General features: G+C 46.4%; 20 protein-coding genes. 15 read left to right on the top strand and 5 right to left on the bottom strand.

The annotated features are described in order from the left end of the window. The first annotated feature begins 30 nt into the window (after positions 1-30). The 12 genes from pilM to trpS all read left to right on the top strand — a co-directional run bounded on the left by pilM (position 31) and on the right by trpS (position 11,317). Positions 31-1,026 (top strand): type IV pilus assembly protein PilM, encoded by a 996-nt coding sequence (pilM, locus tag LYZ37_RS13800; RefSeq protein ID WP_272785852.1) that lies wholly within the window; start codon positions 31-33, stop codon positions 1,024-1,026. Further along, the gene (locus LYZ37_RS13795; RefSeq protein WP_272785851.1) at positions 1,016-1,579 is read left to right on the top strand and encodes a PilN domain-containing protein; all 564 of its coding nucleotides are present in this window, start codon (positions 1,016-1,018) and stop codon (positions 1,577-1,579) included. The genes pilM and LYZ37_RS13795 overlap by 11 nt, the downstream gene beginning before the upstream one ends. Further along, positions 1,566-2,153: a type 4a pilus biogenesis protein PilO gene (locus LYZ37_RS13790; RefSeq protein WP_272785850.1), complete on the top strand. Its 588-nt coding sequence runs from the start codon at positions 1,566-1,568 to the stop codon at positions 2,151-2,153. The genes LYZ37_RS13795 and LYZ37_RS13790 overlap by 14 nt, the downstream gene beginning before the upstream one ends. Beyond that, positions 2,143-2,646 carry a pilus assembly protein PilP gene (locus LYZ37_RS13785; protein WP_272785849.1) on the top strand — a complete coding sequence of 168 codons (504 nt, stop codon included), beginning with the start codon at positions 2,143-2,145 and terminating at the stop codon, positions 2,644-2,646. The genes LYZ37_RS13790 and LYZ37_RS13785 overlap by 11 nt, the downstream gene beginning before the upstream one ends. Positions 2,647-2,659: 13 nt before the next feature. Continuing rightward, complete coding sequence (locus LYZ37_RS13780) at positions 2,660-4,354, top strand: type IV pilus secretin PilQ (RefSeq protein ID WP_272785848.1); 1,695 nt, start codon at positions 2,660-2,662, stop codon at positions 4,352-4,354. A 176-nt stretch (positions 4,355-4,530) separates the two neighbouring features. Further along, entirely contained in the window at positions 4,531-5,049 is a 519-nt protein-coding gene (gene aroK / locus LYZ37_RS13775; protein ID WP_004743301.1) for a shikimate kinase AroK, read from the top strand. 28 nt (positions 5,050-5,077) lie between these two features. After that, the gene (gene aroB, locus LYZ37_RS13770; protein ID WP_272785846.1) at positions 5,078-6,166 is read left to right on the top strand and encodes a 3-dehydroquinate synthase; all 1,089 of its coding nucleotides are present in this window, start codon (positions 5,078-5,080) and stop codon (positions 6,164-6,166) included. 92 nt (positions 6,167-6,258) lie between these two features. Further along, positions 6,259-7,779, top strand: a complete 1,521-nt coding sequence (locus tag LYZ37_RS13765) for an SPOR domain-containing protein (protein ID WP_272785845.1) — start codon at positions 6,259-6,261, stop codon at positions 7,777-7,779. Between the two features lie 93 nt (positions 7,780-7,872). Beyond that, positions 7,873-8,700 carry a Dam family site-specific DNA-(adenine-N6)-methyltransferase gene (locus tag LYZ37_RS13760; RefSeq protein WP_272785844.1) on the top strand — a complete coding sequence of 276 codons (828 nt, stop codon included), beginning with the start codon at positions 7,873-7,875 and terminating at the stop codon, positions 8,698-8,700. Between the two features lie 106 nt (positions 8,701-8,806). Then, positions 8,807-9,478, top strand: coding sequence for a ribulose-phosphate 3-epimerase (gene rpe / locus LYZ37_RS13755; RefSeq protein ID WP_171325640.1), 672 nt, complete (start codon positions 8,807-8,809; stop codon positions 9,476-9,478). Positions 9,479-9,482: 4 nt separating this feature from the next. Beyond that, entirely contained in the window at positions 9,483-10,163 is a 681-nt protein-coding gene (locus tag LYZ37_RS13750) for a phosphoglycolate phosphatase (RefSeq protein ID WP_272785843.1), read from the top strand. 116 nt (positions 10,164-10,279) lie between these two features. Further along, positions 10,280-11,317 (top strand): tryptophan--tRNA ligase, encoded by a 1,038-nt coding sequence (gene trpS / locus LYZ37_RS13745; protein WP_008077776.1) that lies wholly within the window; start codon positions 10,280-10,282, stop codon positions 11,315-11,317. A gap of 409 nt (positions 11,318-11,726) precedes the next feature. On the opposite strand, the gene trmL is transcribed toward trpS, so the two are convergent. From trmL to LYZ37_RS13725, 4 genes are all read right to left on the bottom strand, one after another. Beyond that, positions 11,727-12,203, bottom strand: coding sequence for a tRNA (uridine(34)/cytosine(34)/5-carboxymethylaminomethyluridine(34)-2'-O)-methyltransferase TrmL (gene trmL / locus LYZ37_RS13740; protein ID WP_272785842.1), 477 nt, complete (start codon positions 12,201-12,203; stop codon positions 11,727-11,729). A gap of 102 nt (positions 12,204-12,305) precedes the next feature. After that, a complete protein-coding gene (locus LYZ37_RS13735) occupies positions 12,306-12,914 on the bottom strand; it encodes a superoxide dismutase (protein ID WP_272785841.1) in 609 nt (202 codons plus the stop codon). 74 nt (positions 12,915-12,988) lie between these two features. Then, complete coding sequence (gene cpxA / locus LYZ37_RS13730) at positions 12,989-14,374, bottom strand: envelope stress sensor histidine kinase CpxA (protein WP_272785840.1); 1,386 nt, start codon at positions 14,372-14,374, stop codon at positions 12,989-12,991. Next, positions 14,374-15,069 carry a response regulator gene (locus tag LYZ37_RS13725; RefSeq protein ID WP_272785839.1) on the bottom strand — a complete coding sequence of 232 codons (696 nt, stop codon included), beginning with the start codon at positions 15,067-15,069 and terminating at the stop codon, positions 14,374-14,376. The genes cpxA and LYZ37_RS13725 overlap by 1 nt, the downstream gene beginning before the upstream one ends. Before the next feature lie 184 nt (positions 15,070-15,253). On the opposite strand from LYZ37_RS13725, the gene LYZ37_RS13720 reads away from it, so the two are divergent. From LYZ37_RS13720 to pfkA, 3 genes are all read left to right on the top strand, one after another. After that, positions 15,254-15,757, top strand: a complete 504-nt coding sequence (locus tag LYZ37_RS13720) for a CpxP family protein (protein ID WP_272785838.1) — start codon at positions 15,254-15,256, stop codon at positions 15,755-15,757. Between the two features lie 108 nt (positions 15,758-15,865). Further along, complete coding sequence (gene fieF, locus LYZ37_RS13715; protein WP_272785837.1) at positions 15,866-16,774, top strand: CDF family cation-efflux transporter FieF; 909 nt, start codon at positions 15,866-15,868, stop codon at positions 16,772-16,774. Between the two features lie 258 nt (positions 16,775-17,032). Beyond that, positions 17,033-17,995, top strand: a complete 963-nt coding sequence (pfkA, locus tag LYZ37_RS13710; protein WP_004743314.1) for a 6-phosphofructokinase — start codon at positions 17,033-17,035, stop codon at positions 17,993-17,995. A gap of 68 nt (positions 17,996-18,063) precedes the next feature. Here the strand turns inward: pfkA and LYZ37_RS13705 are convergent, their stop codons facing one another. After that, complete coding sequence (locus LYZ37_RS13705; protein WP_004743315.1) at positions 18,064-19,389, bottom strand: anaerobic C4-dicarboxylate transporter; 1,326 nt, start codon at positions 19,387-19,389, stop codon at positions 18,064-18,066. Positions 19,390-19,489 lie beyond the last annotated feature (100 nt).

The raw sequence follows: 19,489 nt of genomic DNA, 5'->3' as shown, positions 1-19,489 counted from the left end.
AGCTAAGCAAAAAGTACGGAGCTAAGCTGCATGGGTAAATCATTAGTTACAGGCATTGAAATTGGACACCACAGTATTAAAGCGGTGGTTCTCAAGCCAAACAAGGGCACATTTGCTCTTGTCGACTATCGAGAATTGCCAATCGAAGCGGGCATTTTCTCTGATAACCATATGTCAAATTATCAGAAAATTGTAAAGAAACTCAAAGAACTAAGGAAGAGTTTGCCGCGATTTAGTACGAAAGTTGCATTAGCGATACCAGATAATGCGGTAATAAGTAAGGTATTACAGATAGATAGCGGGCTTAGCGACAATGAAATTGAGTATGCTATTTCCGATGCATTTTCTCACCAAACTCCGTTTCCAATTGACGATCTCTACTTAGATTATGTTCCCCTGACCACTGATGGACAGTCACCGCAAACTCACTACCAAGTATACGCGACGAAAAAAGAGCTGGTTGACCCTAGAGTTGAAGTGTTCAAAAGCGCTTCCTTCCAACCCGTTGTGGTTGATTTACGTGCCCATGCTTTAGTGCATATTTGGCAACTTGCTGCGCGACAACAGGTGAAAACCGACTGGCTTCTGATCGATGTTGGTTTTGACCACGCTTCGTTATGTATGGACCTTGCTGATAAAGCGCCTTTTTGCAAAGACATCGTTTTCGCAACCCATGAAAAAGAGGTGGATTCAAACCTTTGCTTAAGTCTGGCGCAAAGCCGTGAAGAGTTCACTGCTGAGTTACTAGATAAAATCCAACGCAATTTACAGCTTATTGCTTCTATGCACGGTAAGAGTGTTAAAGGGATTTGGCTGTCTGGTGTTGGGGCTGCCATGCCTGTTCTTGCAAATGACATCAGCGCGCACTTTGCCATTGAATGTGAGCTTCTCAACCCGCTGACTCTTTTTTCAACAACGAACCAACAGCTATCCGATAATCTGTTGACCAATGGGCATAGGTTCACATCGGCGGCTGGGATTGCTCTGCGCGCGCTCACTTGGTTGGAGAGTCGTCATGCTGCATAGCATCAATCTATTGCCGTGGCGTGAAGAGCTGCGAGATTATCGCCAAAAGCGCTTTGGAGTGCTGATGATGGTTACGTTAGTCATTGCTGTGATTATCCAGTGGGGCATCGGCAGTTATATAGTGCAGCAACAGAATCGGCAATCTGAGCGCAATGATTACCTCGTTCGTCATGGAGAGCAATTGGACCAGCAGCTTAACCAACTGAAAGTCGTTGAAAGAGAGCATCAAGCTCTACTTACCCGCTTGTCGGTTATTGAGGGTTTGCAGAAACAGCGCAATAAAACCACAGACTTTATGAATTTATTGCCCGAGCTGATTCCAGCTGGTGTTTACATCGACAAGCTAAAGATCAATGGTCTGCAGGTTGAACTTGCTGGGATCAGCGATTCAACTTCTCATCTTGCCACCATGCTAGATAATCTCGAAAAATCACCCGCAGTAACTAACGTCGAGATGCATTCCATTGTTCATGGTACGGCTCGATTTGCCAGTACGTACCAATCATATCGCGTCTCTTTTTCTCTTTTAGGAGGTCAGAGTGAATCGCTTTAACCTTGATATTGAAGAGATAGGCGAGTGGCCACTTACTTATCAGCTAGTTTTAATGGCCGTGTTGATGGTGATTTTACAAGGAGGCGGTTATTGGTTGTTTGTTCAGCCTAAGCTTGAACAACTCGATGTTCTTAAACAGCAAGAGCAGCAGCACAAAACCTCAATAGCATTGAAAACGAAAAAAGTGGTGTTGTTACCTACAATGAAGGCTCAGCTTGATGAGCTGTCACAGCGCTATGACTATCTATCGCGTCAATTGCCGGCGCAAAAAGAGCTCGCTTCTATGTTGGCGTCAGTCAATCAGGTCGGCTTACAAAACTCCCTGACCTTTACTCGAATTGATTGGGGGCACAAACACAACCAAGCGTTTCTTTACAAGCTGCCACTCAACATTGAATTGACTGGCGATTATCACGATATCGGCGATTTTTCTGCGGCAATTGCCTCGTTACCGCGAATTATAAATTTTGATGACGTCTATTGGCATCGCGTCAGTTTAGAAAGCAGCACACTGCATTTTCGCGTCCGAGCTTACACCTATCAGCTTAAAGCAGAGGTCAAAGATGAAAGTTAACTGGCTATTGCCTTTGATTGCTTTGGTTTCTGGCTGCAAGGCAAACCAAGCTCCTCTTGAGGAATACCTAGCGCAACTTAAGCGTGGGGTTGAAGTAGAGGTGTATGAGCTTGCCCCTGTCATTGATGTTCAAAGCTCTCACTACACTTCCCATCAAATTAGGCAGCCATTCGAGCTACCCCAAGCTGCACTGTCCATTAACCAGCAAAAGTTAGCAAAAGATTGTTGGCAACCTAAACGCAACGCGAGTCAGTTGGCGACTTTTCCGTTGAGCCAACTACGACTAAAAGGTGTGATGAGTCGAGGTGGAAGCAAGTCAGCGCTTATTGAGGCGCCAACCGGTCACTTAGTACAGGTTAACTCGGGCAGTTATCTGGGGCTGAATCATGGCAAGGTGACTAAGGTTACTGATGGCTATGTGTTGGTGCGAGAAGCCATCGCAGACGGTCTCGGATGTTGGCAGTTACGTAATACCAAATTAGCACTTAAGTAGAGAATAGATTGAGATGAATAGGATAAAAGGATTGGTGGCTTTTGCTAGAAGCTGTTTGCAATGGTTCACCTTGTTTGTGGTGTTCCTCCCCTGTGTTGTTTATGCCCAAGAGCAAAAGGACAATCTGCTGCAAGGCTTGGATTTTAAACTTGATGAGCAGCGCAACGCGCAAATTGTTCTAACCTTGTCTGACTCTCGTGCTGTGGTCGATATACAAAAAGTGGCGCAGGGGTTAAGTATTACCTTGCCACAAACCCAAGTGACAGAAGCGTTAATCAAGGTATTTGACGTGACCGAGTTTGGCACTGCGGTGCGTGATATTGAAGTCTTTCGCCATCCAGACAAGGTCGAGTTGATAGCAGTAATTAATGGGGACTTTCGTTACCAAGACCAACTTGAAGGGACTCGATTACAAGTGACCGTGGTGAGCAGTCGTGATGGTCAGCAGGTAGACAAAACAAGTCTTCTCGATAAGCCAGGCAAGAAATTATCACTTAACTTTCAAGATATTCCGGTTAGAAATGTGCTGCAATTGATCGCCGATTACAATGATTTCAACTTGGTTGTTTCCGATTCGGTGACGGGCAATCTGACTTTACGCCTTGAGGAGGTGTCATGGCAGAAGGTGCTCGATATCATCCTTCAGGTCAAAGGGTTAGATAAACGTGTCGAAGGAAGCATTGTTTTGGTCGCGCCAAAAGCGGAACTGGATGCCCGTGAGCAGCAGATGCTGGAGAAAGCGCGTTTAAAGGAACAGCTAGGGGAACTGTTGTCGGATATCATCCAAATTAAGTTTGCCAAGGCGGCCGATATTGCTGACTTAATCGATGGTGGCGGAGAGTTTAGTATGCTGTCTCCGAGGGGGTCTTTGAGTGTGGACGAGCGCACCAACGCCCTATTGATTCGAGACTTAGAGCAAAATGTTGATGTCATTCGTTCTATTGTCGAATCACTCGATATCCCAGTTAAGCAGGTGCAAATCGAAGCAAGGATTGTTACGGTTAATGAAGGCAACTTGGATGAGCTTGGGGTACGTTGGGGATTTAGTAACACCAACGGCAGTACTTCTATTGGTGCCAGCATTGAAGATAACGTATTCGATGTGGTGCCAATCGATGACATGCTAAACGTGAATCTTGGCGCCACCTCAGCTAATGCTTCGACCGTTGCATTTCAAGTCGCTAAGCTTGGCTCCGACATGTTGCTTGACCTTGAGCTATCGGCATTACAAAGAGAGTCGAAAGCAGAAGTCATCTCAAGCCCGCGTTTGATCACCACTAATAAAAAGCCTGCCTATATTGAGCAGGGCAGCGAGATTCCTTATCTAGAGTCATCTTCAAGTGGGGCAACCAGCGTTTCGTTTAAGAAGGCAGTGCTCAGTTTAAAAGTTACGCCACAGATTACCCCAGATAATCGGCTAATTCTGGATTTGAGCGTGACCCAAGATAGGCCAGGTGATGTGGTGAAAACCGGTACAGGAGAAGCGGTGGCGATCAACACCCAAAGAATTGGCACCCAAGTGCTGGTGGAGAATGGAGAAACCGTGGTGCTCGGAGGCATTTTCCAACACAGCGTGACAGATGCAGTCGACAAAGTACCTTTCTTTGGTGATTTGCCTCTGCTAGGGGCGCTATTTCGTCGTACTTACCAACAAATGGGCAAAAGTGAACTGTTAATTTTTGTCACCCCAAAGGTCGTGATTGAGTAAGATTTTGGTTAGGGACGAAAATAAATTTGCATTAATGGCACCTTATCTAGATAATTTCGGGTCTTATCACGAATTATCTGTGAGGAATCGGTGCCACAAGCATCTCCATCGCTAGTATCACACTGGCTTTTCTTGTGGCGATGTCATTGAATTAACGTTGTAAATTACTGCTAAACATGGCTGAGAAACGCAATATTTTCCTTGTTGGCCCTATGGGTGCCGGCAAAAGCACAATTGGTAGACACCTAGCTCAACAGCTTCATATGGAGTTTGTTGATTCTGATACCGTTATTGAAGAACGTACTGGCGCAGATATCGCTTGGGTATTTGACGTAGAAGGTGAAGAAGGCTTCCGCGATCGCGAGGAAAAAGTGATTAACGACCTAACGGAAGAGCAAGGTATTGTACTTGCGACCGGTGGTGGTTCAATCAAGAGCAAAGAAAACCGCAATCGTCTTTCTGCACGCGGTATTGTTGTTTACCTTGAAACAACGATTGAAAAGCAGCTTGCGCGCACTAACCGCGACAAGAAGCGACCATTATTACAAACTGATAATCCACGTGACGTGCTTGAATCGCTAGCTGGCGAACGCAACCCACTTTACGAAGAAATTGCGGATTACACAGTACGTACAGACGATCAAAGTGCAAAAGTGGTAGCCAACCAGATCGTAAAAATGCTAGAAGAACGTTAAGACTTTTTTTAGCAACTGGAGAATACCCATGGAACGGATTACGGTCAGCTTAGATGAGCGTAGCTATCCAATCTCAATTGGTGCCGGATTATTTAATGATCCGGCCCACCTTTCTTTCTTATCGGCAAAACAAAAAGTGGTGGTGATTTCTAATGTCACTGTAGCGCCACTGTATGCGGATAAAATCCTCTCTCTTATCGAGCAACAAGGCTGTGAAGCAACGGTTCTTGAGCTGCCTGATGGCGAACAGTACAAATCATTAGACACCTTTAACACCATTATGAGCTTCCTACTTGAAGGCAATTACGCCCGTGATGTGGTGGTGGTTGCGCTCGGTGGTGGCGTGATTGGTGATTTAGTGGGTTTCGCTGCGGCCTGTTACCAGCGCGGTGTCGACTTTATCCAGATCCCGACGACGTTGCTGTCTCAAGTTGACTCATCTGTGGGTGGTAAAACGGCGGTTAACCACAAACTCGGCAAGAACATGATTGGTGCCTTCTACCAACCTAAAGCGGTGGTTATCGATACAGATTGTCTAAAAACCTTACCGCAAAGAGAGTTTGCTGCCGGTATTTCCGAAGTCATCAAGTACGGCATCATCTACGATCAAGACTTCTTTGTTTGGTTAGAAGAAAACCTCGATAAGCTGTATCAACTTGATGAACAAGCTCTTACTTACGCCATTGCTCGCTGCTGTGAGATTAAAGCGGAAGTGGTTGCTCAGGACGAAAAAGAGTCAGGAATTCGCGCATTGCTGAACCTAGGTCATACATTTGGTCATGCGATCGAAGCTGAGTTAGGTTATGGTAATTGGCTACATGGTGAAGCTGTTTCTGCAGGCACAGTGATGGCTGCAAAAACCGCTCAACTTCAAGGCCTTATCAATGAGCAGCAAATTGAGCGAATTATTTCTATACTGAAAAGAGCCCAGCTACCAGTACATACTCCAGAAACGATGTCATTTGCTGATTTCATGAAGCATATGATGCGTGATAAGAAAGTACTTTCTGGTGAGCTTCGCCTTGTACTCCCTACCAGCATAGGGACTGCTGAAGTAGTTAAAGGTGTTCCAGAATCGATCATTGAACAAGCTATCGACTTCGCGCGCACTGTTTAAATCTTTTTGTTTTGTAGTACCAATCTGACCTTTGCCCTTACGAGGTTAAAGCGTTGGCTTGGTATTACTCGTATTTTCATTGGGATAACGTAATGAGCTTGGCGCATGATCCACGTGTGTTGGAGTTAGATTCACAAACAGAACTGCTAGAACGTTTGCAGCTGTTGACTAATTTTGGCTCGAATTTGGTCACACTTGGTGGTGCATCAGGTGCGGGTAAGACTTGGCTGGCACAATATTATCTAGAAGCTTGGGCGCAAGATAAAAACCAGTCGTTGCTGATGTGCTACCCCAATCAAGATGAATCTCAACGTCGCTCAACTATCCTCTCTCAACTTATTTCCGAACCTCTTTTTAATCCGGCTGATTCTCTCGTCGAGTCTTTCACACGTATCATGCAGGGCGAGACCTGTGATGTAGTGATAGCGATCGATGATGCGCATCTGCTGACCGAGTCCTTCGTTTCTGAACTGTGGATGTTGGTACTTGAAGCTCAGGTTAATCCAGGCTGGACGGTGAATGTGCTGTTGTTCGCTCAATCGAACAGTCTAGATGCATTACTGACCCGATTGAGTTATGGTCAAGAACACAAGCCGATTGATCTTGAAATTGAACCACTTAGCCAAGAGGAAGCGGATCGATTCTTTGAACAATTGGTGATTCGGTTTGTCGAAGATGACATGGAAAAGCGCGTTCGAAACGCGTATCGAACGGTTGCTCATCATCCTGGCGAAATCATGGCTTTAGGGGATCAAAAAGTGGAAAAAAGGATCATTATCCGCTCAATTGTGGGTTCACCAATCAACATTGCACTGTTGGTTATCACGCTGTTGGTGTTAATCGGCGGTGGTTACTGGTGGATGATGTCGCAACCATCACCAGATGACAAAGCTCAGCAAATCACAGAATCTATCGAACAGACGGCAATACCGACACTATCGGAAAAGAGCACGAGCGCAGAAAGCACAGCTGCAACGATTGAACCTGAACCTGTGGTTGATCCAACCATGGCGAATGCTGAAGATGATTCGCTCTCGCTACCACAGGATGTGACTGAACAAATATCGAGTGTTGGTGATACCGATGAAGATCATCAGCGCGTAGTGATTACCTCTGATGTGGTTGATGCTCTGATGGAAGGCAAACCTGAGCAGGCGGATACCAGCAAAATCGAACAAGTTGTCGAGCAATCGAAAACTGAGCAGGTTACCGAGCCTCAAGCGGCAGTGACTTCAGATTCCGAAGCCGTAGCAGAAAGCGCTGCTGAAGAGGAAGCGGCGCCAAGTCCTACCGTGATTAAGTTTTCTTTCACTAAAGATGAGCTGAAAAGCTTTTCTCCACGTAGTTACACTCTCCAGTTAGCGGCAGTGAACTCACTTGAGGAAGTGCAGAATTTTATTGATCGTCACCAGCTCGCCAATCAGGTCTTTATCTATCCAACTCAACGCAATGGGGTGGATTGGTACATAGTGACGTACCAAAACTATCCAACCATTCAAGTGGCGCGTGATGCGGTACAAGGGTTGTCTACTGAGCTGCAAAACGTAGAGCCTTGGGCCAAGTCTCTCAGTCAAGTGCAACGAGAGATTGACCGTGGCAATCAAGATAATTAGAAACTGGGTGTAATCCAGAAAATTGTCTGAGATTAATTACAAAATATGTTACATTCCGCAGCCTTAATTTGTGGTTGATAGATAGAGCAGTAGATGAAGAAGCAGCGAGCCTTCCTGAAATGGGCAGGTGGAAAATACGGACTTGTCGAAGATATTCAGCGTCACTTGCCAGAAGCTCGTAAGCTGGTAGAACCGTTCGTAGGTGCTGGGTCTGTATTTCTAAACACTGACTATGATCAGTACTTGCTCGCAGACATCAACCCAGATCTGATAAACCTGTACAACCTCCTCAAAGAAAACCCGCAAGAGTACATTACTGAGGCGAAGCGTTGGTTCTGCCCTGAGAATAATCGCAAAGAGGCTTACCTCGATATTCGCAGCCAGTTCAATGCCACAGATGATGTGATGTATCGTTCTTTGGCGTTCCTGTATATGAACCGCTTTGGTTTTAATGGCTTGTGCCGTTACAACAAAAAAGGTGGCTTTAATGTCCCGTTTGGTTCGTACAAAAAGCCTTATTTCCCGGAAGCTGAATTAGAGTTCTTTGCCGAAAAAGCCAAGAAAGCGACGTTTGTCTGTGAAGGCTACCACGAGACTTTTAAGCGTGCGCGCAAAGGCAGTGTTGTCTACTGTGATCCGCCGTATGCGCCGCTGTCGACGACAGCTAATTTCACCTCGTATGCAGGTAATGGTTTCACTCTTGATGACCAAGCGGCTTTGGCCGATGTGGCTGAGAGAGCGGCGGTTGAGCGTGGTATTCCAGTGCTGATTTCGAACCACGATACCACTTTGACTCGTCGTCTCTATCATGGCGCTGAGCTCAATGTCGTTAAGGTGAAACGCACGATTAGCCGCAATGGAGCAGGGCGTAACAAAGTTGATGAACTTCTTGCGCTATTCAAACCTGTTGAATGCAAATAATCACATTTCATCACACTTCTCTATCATCTCACCTCTAGCTTAGGTAGAATTGCGCGCAAAGTTTCTTCAGTGTGCAATGATGCCCAATCAATACTAGAGGTCAGGTATGAAAGATTTCCTTATCGCTCCATCAATTCTGTCTGCGGATATGGCTCGCTTAGGCGAAGACGTAGAAAAAGTACTCGCAGCAGGGGCAGATGTGGTTCATTTTGATGTGATGGACAATCACTACGTACCTAACCTAACCTTTGGTGCGCCTATCTGTCAGGCACTGCGTGACTATGGTATTACTGCACCAATCGATGTACACCTAATGGTGAAGCCAGTGGATCGCATTATTCCTGACTTCGCTAAAGCAGGTGCGTCTATGATCACTTTCCATATTGAAGCCTCTGAGCACGTTGATCGCACACTTCAGCTTATCAAAGAGCATGGCTGTAAAGCGGGTGTGGTACTCAACCCAGCGACGCCGCTGTCTCACCTTGAGTACATCATCGACAAAGTAGACATGATTCTTCTGATGTCAGTGAACCCTGGCTTTGGTGGTCAATCCTTCATTCCAAAAACACTCGATAAGCTACGCGCAGTACGCAAAATGATTGATGAATCTGGTCGCGATATTCGCTTGGAAATTGATGGTGGTGTGAAGGTTGAAAACATCAAAGAGATCGCAGAAGCAGGCGCGGATATGTTCGTCGCAGGTTCGGCTATCTTCAACCAGCCAGATTACAAACAAGTGATCGATGAAATGCGTGCAGAACTGGCTAAGGTTAACTAATTCAATGAGCAACATTAAGTTAATCGCATTCGATTTAGACGGGACGCTACTTGATAGTGTGCCTGATTTGGCGGTTGCTGCTGACCAAGCGGTACAAGCATTAGGCTACCCAGCGGTGACAGAAGAGCAAGTGCGTGACTATGTAGGTAACGGCGCTGATGTTCTTATTGGTCGTTCACTGAGCCGCAGCCTAACAGTCTCACCAGATTTAGATCCAGAACTGCATGCCAAAGCGCGCGTTCTGTTTGATGACTACTATGAGCAAAGCGGACACAAGCTCAGCCACCTCTACCCAGCGGTAAAGGAAACCTTGGTAGAGCTGCACAAAGCGGGCTTTACCATGGCGCTTGTGACTAATAAGCCATCGAAGTTTGTCCCTGAGGTTCTAGCGAAGCACGGCATTGATAAGTACTTTGTTGATGTGATTGGTGGCGATACGTTCCCAGAGAAAAAACCTAACCCAATGGCATTGAACTGGCTGCTTGAGAAACATGGCTGTCAGCCACAAGAAATGTTGATGGTAGGTGATTCAAGTAACGATATCAAAGCAGCGAAAAACGCAGGCTGTCATTCGTTTGGTTTGACCTATGGCTACAACCACGGTGAGCCTATTTCTGCCTCTCAACCGGATTATGTCGCAGATACCATCGCAGATTTAGCAGAACTCTTAACGGTTTCAGCTTAATAGCGACAAAAGATCTTTTAAAATACTCGTTAATGAGTACACTGAGTAAACCGTGTGGATAGAAACCACGCGGTTTTTTTCATTATTTAGCATAAGAAGTCAAAGGAATTATTCCCATGAGCAAACCCATCGTATTGAGTGGTGTTCAACCATCAGGTGAACTAAGTATCGGTAACTACTTGGGTGCTCTACGTCAATGGCAGCAGATGCAAGATGATTACGATTGCCAATACTGTGTTGTCGACCTTCACGCAATTACGGTTCGCCAAGATCCGAAAGCGTTGCACGAAGCGACTCTAGACGCACTAGCAATCTGTCTTGCAGTTGGTGTTGATCCGCAAAAGAGCACGCTATTTGTTCAGTCACATGTACCAGAGCATGCTCAACTTGGTTGGCTTCTTAACTGTTACACCCAGATGGGCGAACTGGGCCGAATGACTCAGTTTAAAGACAAGTCTGCACGTTATTCGAAAGACTCATCTAGCCAATTTGGTGATGTGAACGTTGGTTTGTTTGACTACCCAGTATTGATGGCAGCAGATATTCTTCTCTACGGCGCGCACCAAGTGCCTGTAGGTAGTGACCAGAAGCAGCACCTTGAGCTAGCACGTGATATTGCTAACCGCTTCAACAATATCTACTCGCCAGAGCAGCCAATCTTCCAAGTGCCAGAGCCGTACATTCCAACCGTGAATGCGCGTGTGATGAGCCTGCAAGATGCAACTAAGAAGATGTCTAAGTCGGATGATAACCGTAAGAACGTGATCACTCTGCTTGAAGAGCCTAAGTCAATCATCAAGAAGATTAACAAAGCTCAGACAGATGCAGAAACGCCGCCGCGCATTGCTCATGACTGGGACAACAAAGCAGGTATTTCAAACCTAATGGGTCTTTACTCGGCTGCGACTGGTATGAGCTTTGAAGAGATTGAAGCTAAGTACCAAGGTGTAGAGATGTACGGTCCATTCAAGAAAGATGTCGGTGAAGCACTTGTAGCTATGCTTGAGCCTATTCAAGCCGAATACCACCGCATTCGCGCTGACCGTGCTTATATGGATCAGGTGATGAAGCAAGGTGCTGAGAAAGCATCAGCTCGCGCAGCTGAGACATTGAAGAAAGCATACGAAGCGGTTGGTTTTGTTGCTCGCCCGTAGGGTTGGAACGCTGCGCTGCTAGATAACTAGATAGCTAGAGTTGTAAAAGCCGATGCAAGAGCATCGGCTTTTTTGATCGATTTGAAATGCTTTGTTTTGAATAACGGAACGGGCTGCGCCCTATGGAACGCTTTGCTTCGGGAAAGCGAGATTTTGAAGCGATCCCCAACTCGGTCGTCCCTCCCTCTTGAGGATGACTGTTATAAAAAATAAATAGTTGATTTCTTTGGGAGCTCGATAAAAATAAAGTTAGCTCTCCAGCTCTCCAGCTCTCCAGCTCTCCAGCTCTCCAGCTCTCCAGCTCTCCAGCTCTCCAGCTCTCCAGCTCTCCAGCTCTCCAGCTCTCCGTAGGACGAAGTCCGTTCCCTAATCCCGCGTCCCGCATCCCTAGCGAAGCGTTCGCTTCTCGCTACTGCGCCCCTTCAAAGTCCATTTGGCGCCAAGCTTCAAAGGCGATGATAGCGACGGCATTGGAAAGGTTGAGGCTACGTGCGTCTGGCATCATTGGAATACGAATACGCTGCTCCATTGGCATACTTTCAATAAGCTCAGCAGGTAAGCCGCGGGTTTCTGGGCCGAACAGTAATACGTCACCTTTCTGGAAATTAGCGTCGACGTGATGACCTGTTGTTTTGGTTGTACAGGCAAAAATTCGGTACTCACCGCGTTCTTTCTCTAGGTACTCAACAAATGCTTGATAGTCTTTATGGCGCGTGACGCGCGCTAGGTCGTGATAATCCAGTCCCGCTCGACGAACTTTCTTCTCTTCTAGATCAAAACCTAGCGGCTCGATAAGGTGAAGGTTGGCACCGCAGTTGGCACATAAACGAATAATGTTACCCGTATTTGGGGCAATTTCTGGTTCGTAGAGGGCGATATCAAACATGACTAACTCTTAACGCTGATTGTTCAAAGGTTAGAAAGTATAAGGCGACTCGTGAAAGCCGCCAAGTCTGACGTTATTAGTTTTATATTGTAATTACGGTGACTAGGCTAAAGCTGCTGCGTAGTTATCGCTCACGGCATCCCAGTTTACGACATTCCACCAAGCCTCAATGTAGTCAGGGCGGCGGTTTTGGTAGCTAATGTAGTAGGCGTGCTCCCAAACATCGAGCGCCAAAATAGGCTCACCTTGAGCTCCTGCCACGTCCATTAGTGGGTTGTCTTGATTGTTGGTTGAAGTAATGACGAGTTGTCCGTCTTTGACGATCAGCCAAGCAAAACCAGAGCCGAAAGTATTAATCGCTGCATCTGTGAATTGCTGTTGGAATGCTTCAAAGCTACCAAAGGTAGACACAATATCCTCGCCGAGTTTTCCTTGAGGAACACCGCCACCATTTGGTTTCATACAGTTCCAGTAGAGGATGTGATTGTAGTAACCGCCACCATTGTTACGCACTGCTGGTGGCTGCTGAGAAATGTTGGCAAAGATATCTTTGAGTGTGGTGGACTCTAACTCGGTACCGGAAACTGCGGCGATGAATTTATCAAAATAGGTGCGATGGTGCTTGCTGTAATGCACTTCCATCGTCTTTGCGTCGATGTATGGCTCAAGTGAGTCGTAAGCGTAAGGAAGTTCAGGGAAAGTGTGAGACATAGTAAATCCTCCATAATTGAAGGATTTACTTTAAATGATAATGAGATCTATTATCAACTGCCTCTTTTGTAGGGTTATTGCTCCGCACCGAGTGGGAGAGTGATTTCGACTCTTAACCCGCCAAGTTTGCTCCGTTTCGCTTCGATGGTTCCGCTATGCTGACGTATCGCACTTTCGGTGATGGTAAGGCCTAAACCTGTTCCGCCACTGTGCCTATCACGCGCGGTTGAAACACGATAAAACGGTCTGAATATCGCATCGAGTTCCTGATCCGGTACACCTTCGCCGTTGTCATCAACCGCAATCATGATTTGCTGACTAGATTCAGTGAAAGTGACTTCGATGCGGTCTGTACCGTAATAGATAGCATTGCGAACAATATTGTCCAAGGCGCTCATCAAGAGCTTTGGATTACCTGAAATGATGCGCTCTGGAATCTCATTGAAGGTGAGGGTTTTATCCATTTGTTCTGCTTCAAATTGAGCATCACTAAGGATTGCTTCCCACAAACTACCCATCGGCTGAGGTTCTCGGGTTAGATGGCTGTCGACCTGCATACGAGACAACTCAAGTAGCTCACCAATCATCTGCTCCAAGCGCTGAGCTTCGGTATCAATACGGACCAGTTCAGGGCTCTCTCCCTGTTTGCGAGTCGCGAGGGCATTTGCCATCCGCAGTCGAGTCAGTGGAGAGCGCAGCTCATGGGAAATATCTGACAATAAGCGCTGTTGGCCTGAGATCATTTGATTAACCGCTTCCACCATCTGGTTAAAGCTTGTCCCCGCTTGGCGGAATTCACTGGTGCCTTTTTCAAGTTCAGGGTCAACCACGAACTCCCCTTTGGCGACACGTTTGGCTGCACGTTCCAGTTTACGTGCCGGTTGGCTGAGTGCCCATGCAAGCCACAGTAGCAAAGGAGTGCTGACCAGCATTACTGCAAACAATAACTGAAATGGTCTATCAAACATGCGCAGCAAGAAGGGCGGTGGTTGATTCCATTTCACACCGATGTAGAGCAGTAAGTCTTGTTTGGCTAACGTGACAGGCAGTGGGCCGGCAAGCATGTAGTGACCATAAAGTTTTTGCTTGGGCTCGCTGTCGACTTCGACGCTAGTGATAAAGTTCTGTAGCGCGCGATACTTAAAGTCTTTGTGGTTTTGGGTTGTGAGCAAGTTGCCTTCTAAGTCGGTGACAAAGAAGCGCGGACGAGGATCTCTTGAAGAGCGTTTTCCACCTTCGAGCTTAAACAGAATGCGGGCAAGGTTGGTATCTTTGGCATAGCGTTTTTCGATATTTTGCTTCAGTTCGATCATGCGATCGTAATGCTCAACCGGAATATCTCGTGCTTTGCGTGGATCGAGATGTGGCAGCGACAGCACCGCCATCAGCACCAAAAACATGGTAAACCAGAATATGGCGAAGATACGCCCATACAAGCTAGTGATCTTAGGTAGGCGCATTAGTCCTCCTCAACCAGTAAGTAGCCGCGTCCACGTAAGGTTTTGATGCGTGATTTGCCATCTTCACGTTCTGGCAGTTTCTTACGCAGGTTGGAGACGTGCATATCGATAGCACGATCGAAAGCGGCGAGACGCTTACCTAAAACATCCAAACTCAGCGCTTCTTTGGTTAGGGTTTGCCCAGGATTTTGGATAAAGTGGCTTAACAGAGCGAATTCTGTGGTAGTGAGCTCCATTTGTTCTCCCTGACAGTAAGCTTCCTGTTTACCGGGATAGACTTGGATGTCTTGATACTCAATGCAGTCAGAGTTTTTTGAGCTTTTGCTTACAGCAGTGCTTTGCGTACGACGTAGGATTGCGCGAATGCGAGCCAGCAGCTCTCTGTCGCTAAAGGGTTTTGGCAGATAATCATCTGCGCCCAGCTCTAAGCCAATCACTCGGTCGATTTCTTCGCCTTTAGCAGTCAGCATTAACACTGGCGTTTCCCAATTTTCTCGCAGTCTTTTGAGGGTTTCCATTCCGTTGAGCTTAGGCATCATGACATCGAGCAAGATAAGGTCAATCTTGTCATTGAGTAGTGCCAGTCCTTCTTCGCCATTATTTGCCTCAGACACATCAAAGCCTTCAAAGGATAGGACTTCTTTAAGTAAGCTGGTTAGCTCGGTATCGTCGTCAATCAATAAGATATTTGGCATAACAAGGTCTCTACATAAGTTGGATATCTATATATTACTGTTAAATGACCAATTGATTTAGGGTCATTATCGCTCTTTACGATTCTTTACTCTCTCAATACGTTGCTTTACGCAGCAAGTCGTATTCTACACTCAAGCGCTGTGAGAACAGCTCAATCCAATAGACAAAGTGAAAGGTACGATTATGAAAATGGCAAAGAAACTAGTAGTAGCGGCAGTTGTTCTTCCTCTAACTCTTGGCACAGCGAGTGCGTTCGCTTTCGGTGGCAAAGATGGTAAGAAAGGTGGTCACGGCGAGTGTGGCGGTGGCTTTGACCGCGGAATCATGCGTCAACTTGATTTAACCGATGCGCAAAAAGACCAGATGAAAGAGATGCGTGAGGCAAGCAAACAAGAAATGAAAGCGGCCTTTAAAGAGAACTTTGAAGCTCGCCATGCAGAGATGCAAGCGCAAAAAGAGAAAGTTCAGGCATTGGTTCTAGCGGATAACTTTGACCAAGCGGCGGCAAACGAGCTAGCTAAGACTATGGTTGAAAAGCAAACGGAACGTAAAGTGAAAATGCTAGAGAAACAGCATCAGATGTTGAGCATCTTAACTCCTGAGCAGAAAACAAAATTTGTTGAGCTGCAACAAGAGCGTTCAGCAAAATGCCAAGAGAAAATGCAACAGCGTTTGAACAAGGCTTAGAATCAATGACTATTCATAGGCGGTTTTTTAGCCGCCTTTTTTATGCCATTTTTATTCAACAATTGTAAGGTTATACTTAGAAGATGTTTGTTTAATAATCAAAGCACTATGAAACAAGAATATGCTCGCTTAGTCACCATGGCTGCATGGACGGCCACGATTGTTGCGACACTGCTATTGGTGGTCAAAGTCGGGGCTTGGTGGGTAACGGGTTCCGTCAGCTTACTCGCCTCATTGATTGACTCAATGCTCGATATCGCGGCATCTCTGGTTAACCTCGTTGTGGTGCGTTACTCCCTTCAGCCTGCTGACCGAGAACATACTTTTGGCCACGGCAAAGCCGAATCTCTGGCGGCTTTGGCACAGGCGATGTTTATTTCTGGCTCTGCGGTATTTCTGATCTTAAATGGTATCGAACGCTTCTTTAGACCACACGAGTTGCAGTCCCCTGAATACGGTGTTTACGTCAGTTTGTTTGCCATCTTAGTCACGTTTGCATTAGTTCGTTTCCAAAAGCATGTGGTGAAGAAAACCGGTAGCCAAGCAATAGCCGCAGATTCACTGCACTATCAATCTGACCTTTATATGAATGCGGCGATTATGCTCGCGCTAGGTTTGAGCTGGTTTGGGATTACTCAAGCAGACTCAGTTTTTGCAGTCGCAATTGGTGTCTACATCCTCTATAGCGCGTTCAAAATGGTGCAAGAGGCGATTCAAACCTTACTCGACCGCAAACTGCCCGACGAAGAATTGAAAGCAATTCGAGAATGCTGTGTGAAAGTGGAAGGGGTGCTCGGAGTTCATCAGCTAAGAACCAGAATGTCAGGGCCAACTCGATTTATCCAACTGCACTTAGAGATGGAAGACAATATCCGATTAATTGAAGCGCATCGAATCTCTGACGAAGTGGAAGATAAACTGCTTGAGCTCTATCCACATTCAGATGTACTGATCCATCAGGATCCTTATTCTGTGGTGTTAGGGGCAGAAAAAGGACAGAAGTCGCAAGATTGGTAACGCAAAAGTGCCACTTATTGGCTATCTTTTCAGCGATGCTAGTTTTAACTGTGATCCTGATATGTATCAATGATGTCAATGAGCAAAGCTGTAATACTCTTACATAAGTAGAAAAGTTACATAATTTGACGCAAATAAATGTAGTAATCCTAATTAGGAAAGGTAACATATTGCGCAGTTAAAGGAATTAAGTTGGTGGCTTATTGAAAGCGGCTAACGTAAAAATTGAAATAAGATTCCCAAAAATCGAGGGTGAGCATGATTAAGAAGATCGGTGTCTTGACGAGTGGCGGTGACGCACCAGGTATGAACGCTGCAGTTCGCGGCGTGGTTCGCACTGCGTTATCTGAAGGACTAGAAGTTTACGGTGTATTCGATGGTTACTTAGGTCTTTACGAAGATCGTATCGAAAAGCTAGATCGTTCAAGCGTTTCTGATGTAATCAACAAAGGCGGCACGTTCCTAGGCTCTGCGCGTTTCCCTGAGTTCAAAGAAGTGGAAGTGCGTCAGAAAGCGATCGAAAACCTGCAGAAGCATGGTATCGAAGCTTTAGTTGTTGTTGGTGGTGACGGCTCTTACATGGGTGCGAAAAAGCTAACAGAAATGGGTTACCCATGTATCGGTCTACCGGGCACTATCGATAACGATATCGCAGGTACGGATTACACAATTGGTTACCTAACGGCACTGAACACTGTTATCGACGCAATTGACCGTCTACGTGATACTTCATCTTCTCACCAGCGTATCTCGATCGTTGAGATCATGGGTCGTCACTGTGGTGATCTAACGCTAATGTCTGCAATCGCAGGTGGCTGTGAATACATCATCACTCCTGAAACGGGTTTGGATAAAGAAAAGCTGATTGGCAATATCCAAGATGGTATCGCTAAAGGTAAGAAGCACGCGATCATTGCTCTGACTGAGCTAATGATGGATGCTAACGAACTAGCGAAAGAGATTGAAGCGGCGACGGGTCGTGAAACTCGTGCTACCGTTCTTGGTCACATCCAACGTGGTGGTCGCCCTACTGCATTTGACCGCGTTCTTGCATCTCGCATGGGTAACTACGCAGTACACCTATTGATGGAAGGTCAAGGTGGTCGTTGTGTAGGTATTCAAAAAGAGCAACTTGTTCACCACGATATCATCGACGCTATCGAGAACATGAAACGTCCAGTACGCGAAGACCTATTCAAGGTTGCTGAAGAGCTATTCTAAGCCAGCTTCATATTGAACTAAAAAAGCCAGTTGGGAGACCAACTGGCTTTTTGTTTATTCGAGCAAGACTAGTTGACTAGCATGGTCGATAGCACGTAACCCACTGTTGTTGCGGTAATCACACCGATAAAACCGGGTAGCAGGAAGCTGTGGTTAAGAACGTACTTACCAATCTCTGTGGTGCCTGAGCGGTCAAAGGTAATCGCCGCAAGATCACTTGGATAGAATGGGAAGAAGAAATACGCATAACACGCAGGCAGAACACCGATTAGCACAGGTGCTGGAATGCCCATCGCAAAACCCAGTGGCAGCATAATGGTCAGTACAGCTGCTTGGCTCTTCAAGAATACCGACACCACGAACATGGCAATGGCAAACGTCCAAGGGTGCGCAGCAACAATATCACTCACTAAGCTGATCAAGTAAGGCTTGTGGAAACCGATAATGGTGTCACTCATCCACGCGATACCGAAGATAATGATCACCGCGGTCATACCGGCGATAAACACATTACTATGGACGATCTTCTTCGGCTCTACCTTAGTCGTTAACAGAATCAAAGCACCGACGGACAACATCAAGAACTGAATCGCGACCGACATTTTAACGCCGTCTGGTAGCAGGCCGAGATCTTTACCAAACATGGCGACAAAGATAACCGTAGCGATACCGGCTAAGAAGATGCCTAATCCGCGTTTAGCCACTTGCTGACTGGCAGGCTCGCTTTCATCTTGCTGGACTTCATCAATCAGCTGAGCTTTAAACTCGGGATCTTGGCAGCGCTCGATAAAGGCTGGATCTTGATCCAATTCCTTACCGCGTTTCAGGCTCCACAAACAGCCAACTAACACACCAATTAACGTCGCAGGTATGGTCACCAGTAACACGTTAACCAGACTGATGTCCAAGTGGTTATCGGCTGCGGTTGCCATTACTACCGCAGCGGCAGCGGCGATCGGGCTAGCCGTAATCCCCATTTGTGATGCAACGGTTGCCATCGCCATAGGACGCTCAGGACGAATGCCTTTCTTGTAGGCCACATCATAGATAACAGGCAGAAGTGGGTAGACAGAGTGACCCGTTCCGACTAATACCGTCAACGAATAGGTACAAAGTGGACCAAGAAACACGATTTGGCTTGGATGCTTACGCAACAATCGCTCAGCAAACTTCACTAACAGCTTGAGGCCGCCCGTTGCTTCTAGCGTCGCAGAGGCAGCGACCACGGCGAGAATGATCAGCATAACACTGATCGGTGGCGAACCCGGCGCGACACCAAATACAAACGCGAGAACCGAAACACCCAAGCCCCCGAGCAAACCGAAAGCTATGCCTCCATGGCGGATACCGATAAATATAACCGTCAGAAGCAGGAGCATATGCACGTAAAACATAATCAAACCCTACATTGGTATAAACATAGAGCTATGCTACCCAAAAGTGGTAGGTGGAAACGTGAGCCTATTTGCTTCTCTAGTCACAGCGATTAACTAT

Source organism: Vibrio tubiashii (assembly GCF_028551255.1).
In the GTDB taxonomy this organism is placed as follows: domain Bacteria; phylum Pseudomonadota; class Gammaproteobacteria; order Enterobacterales; family Vibrionaceae; genus Vibrio; species Vibrio tubiashii_B.
Note: the sequence above shows the minus strand (reverse complement) of the source record. Positions and strands in the feature narration are given on the sequence as shown.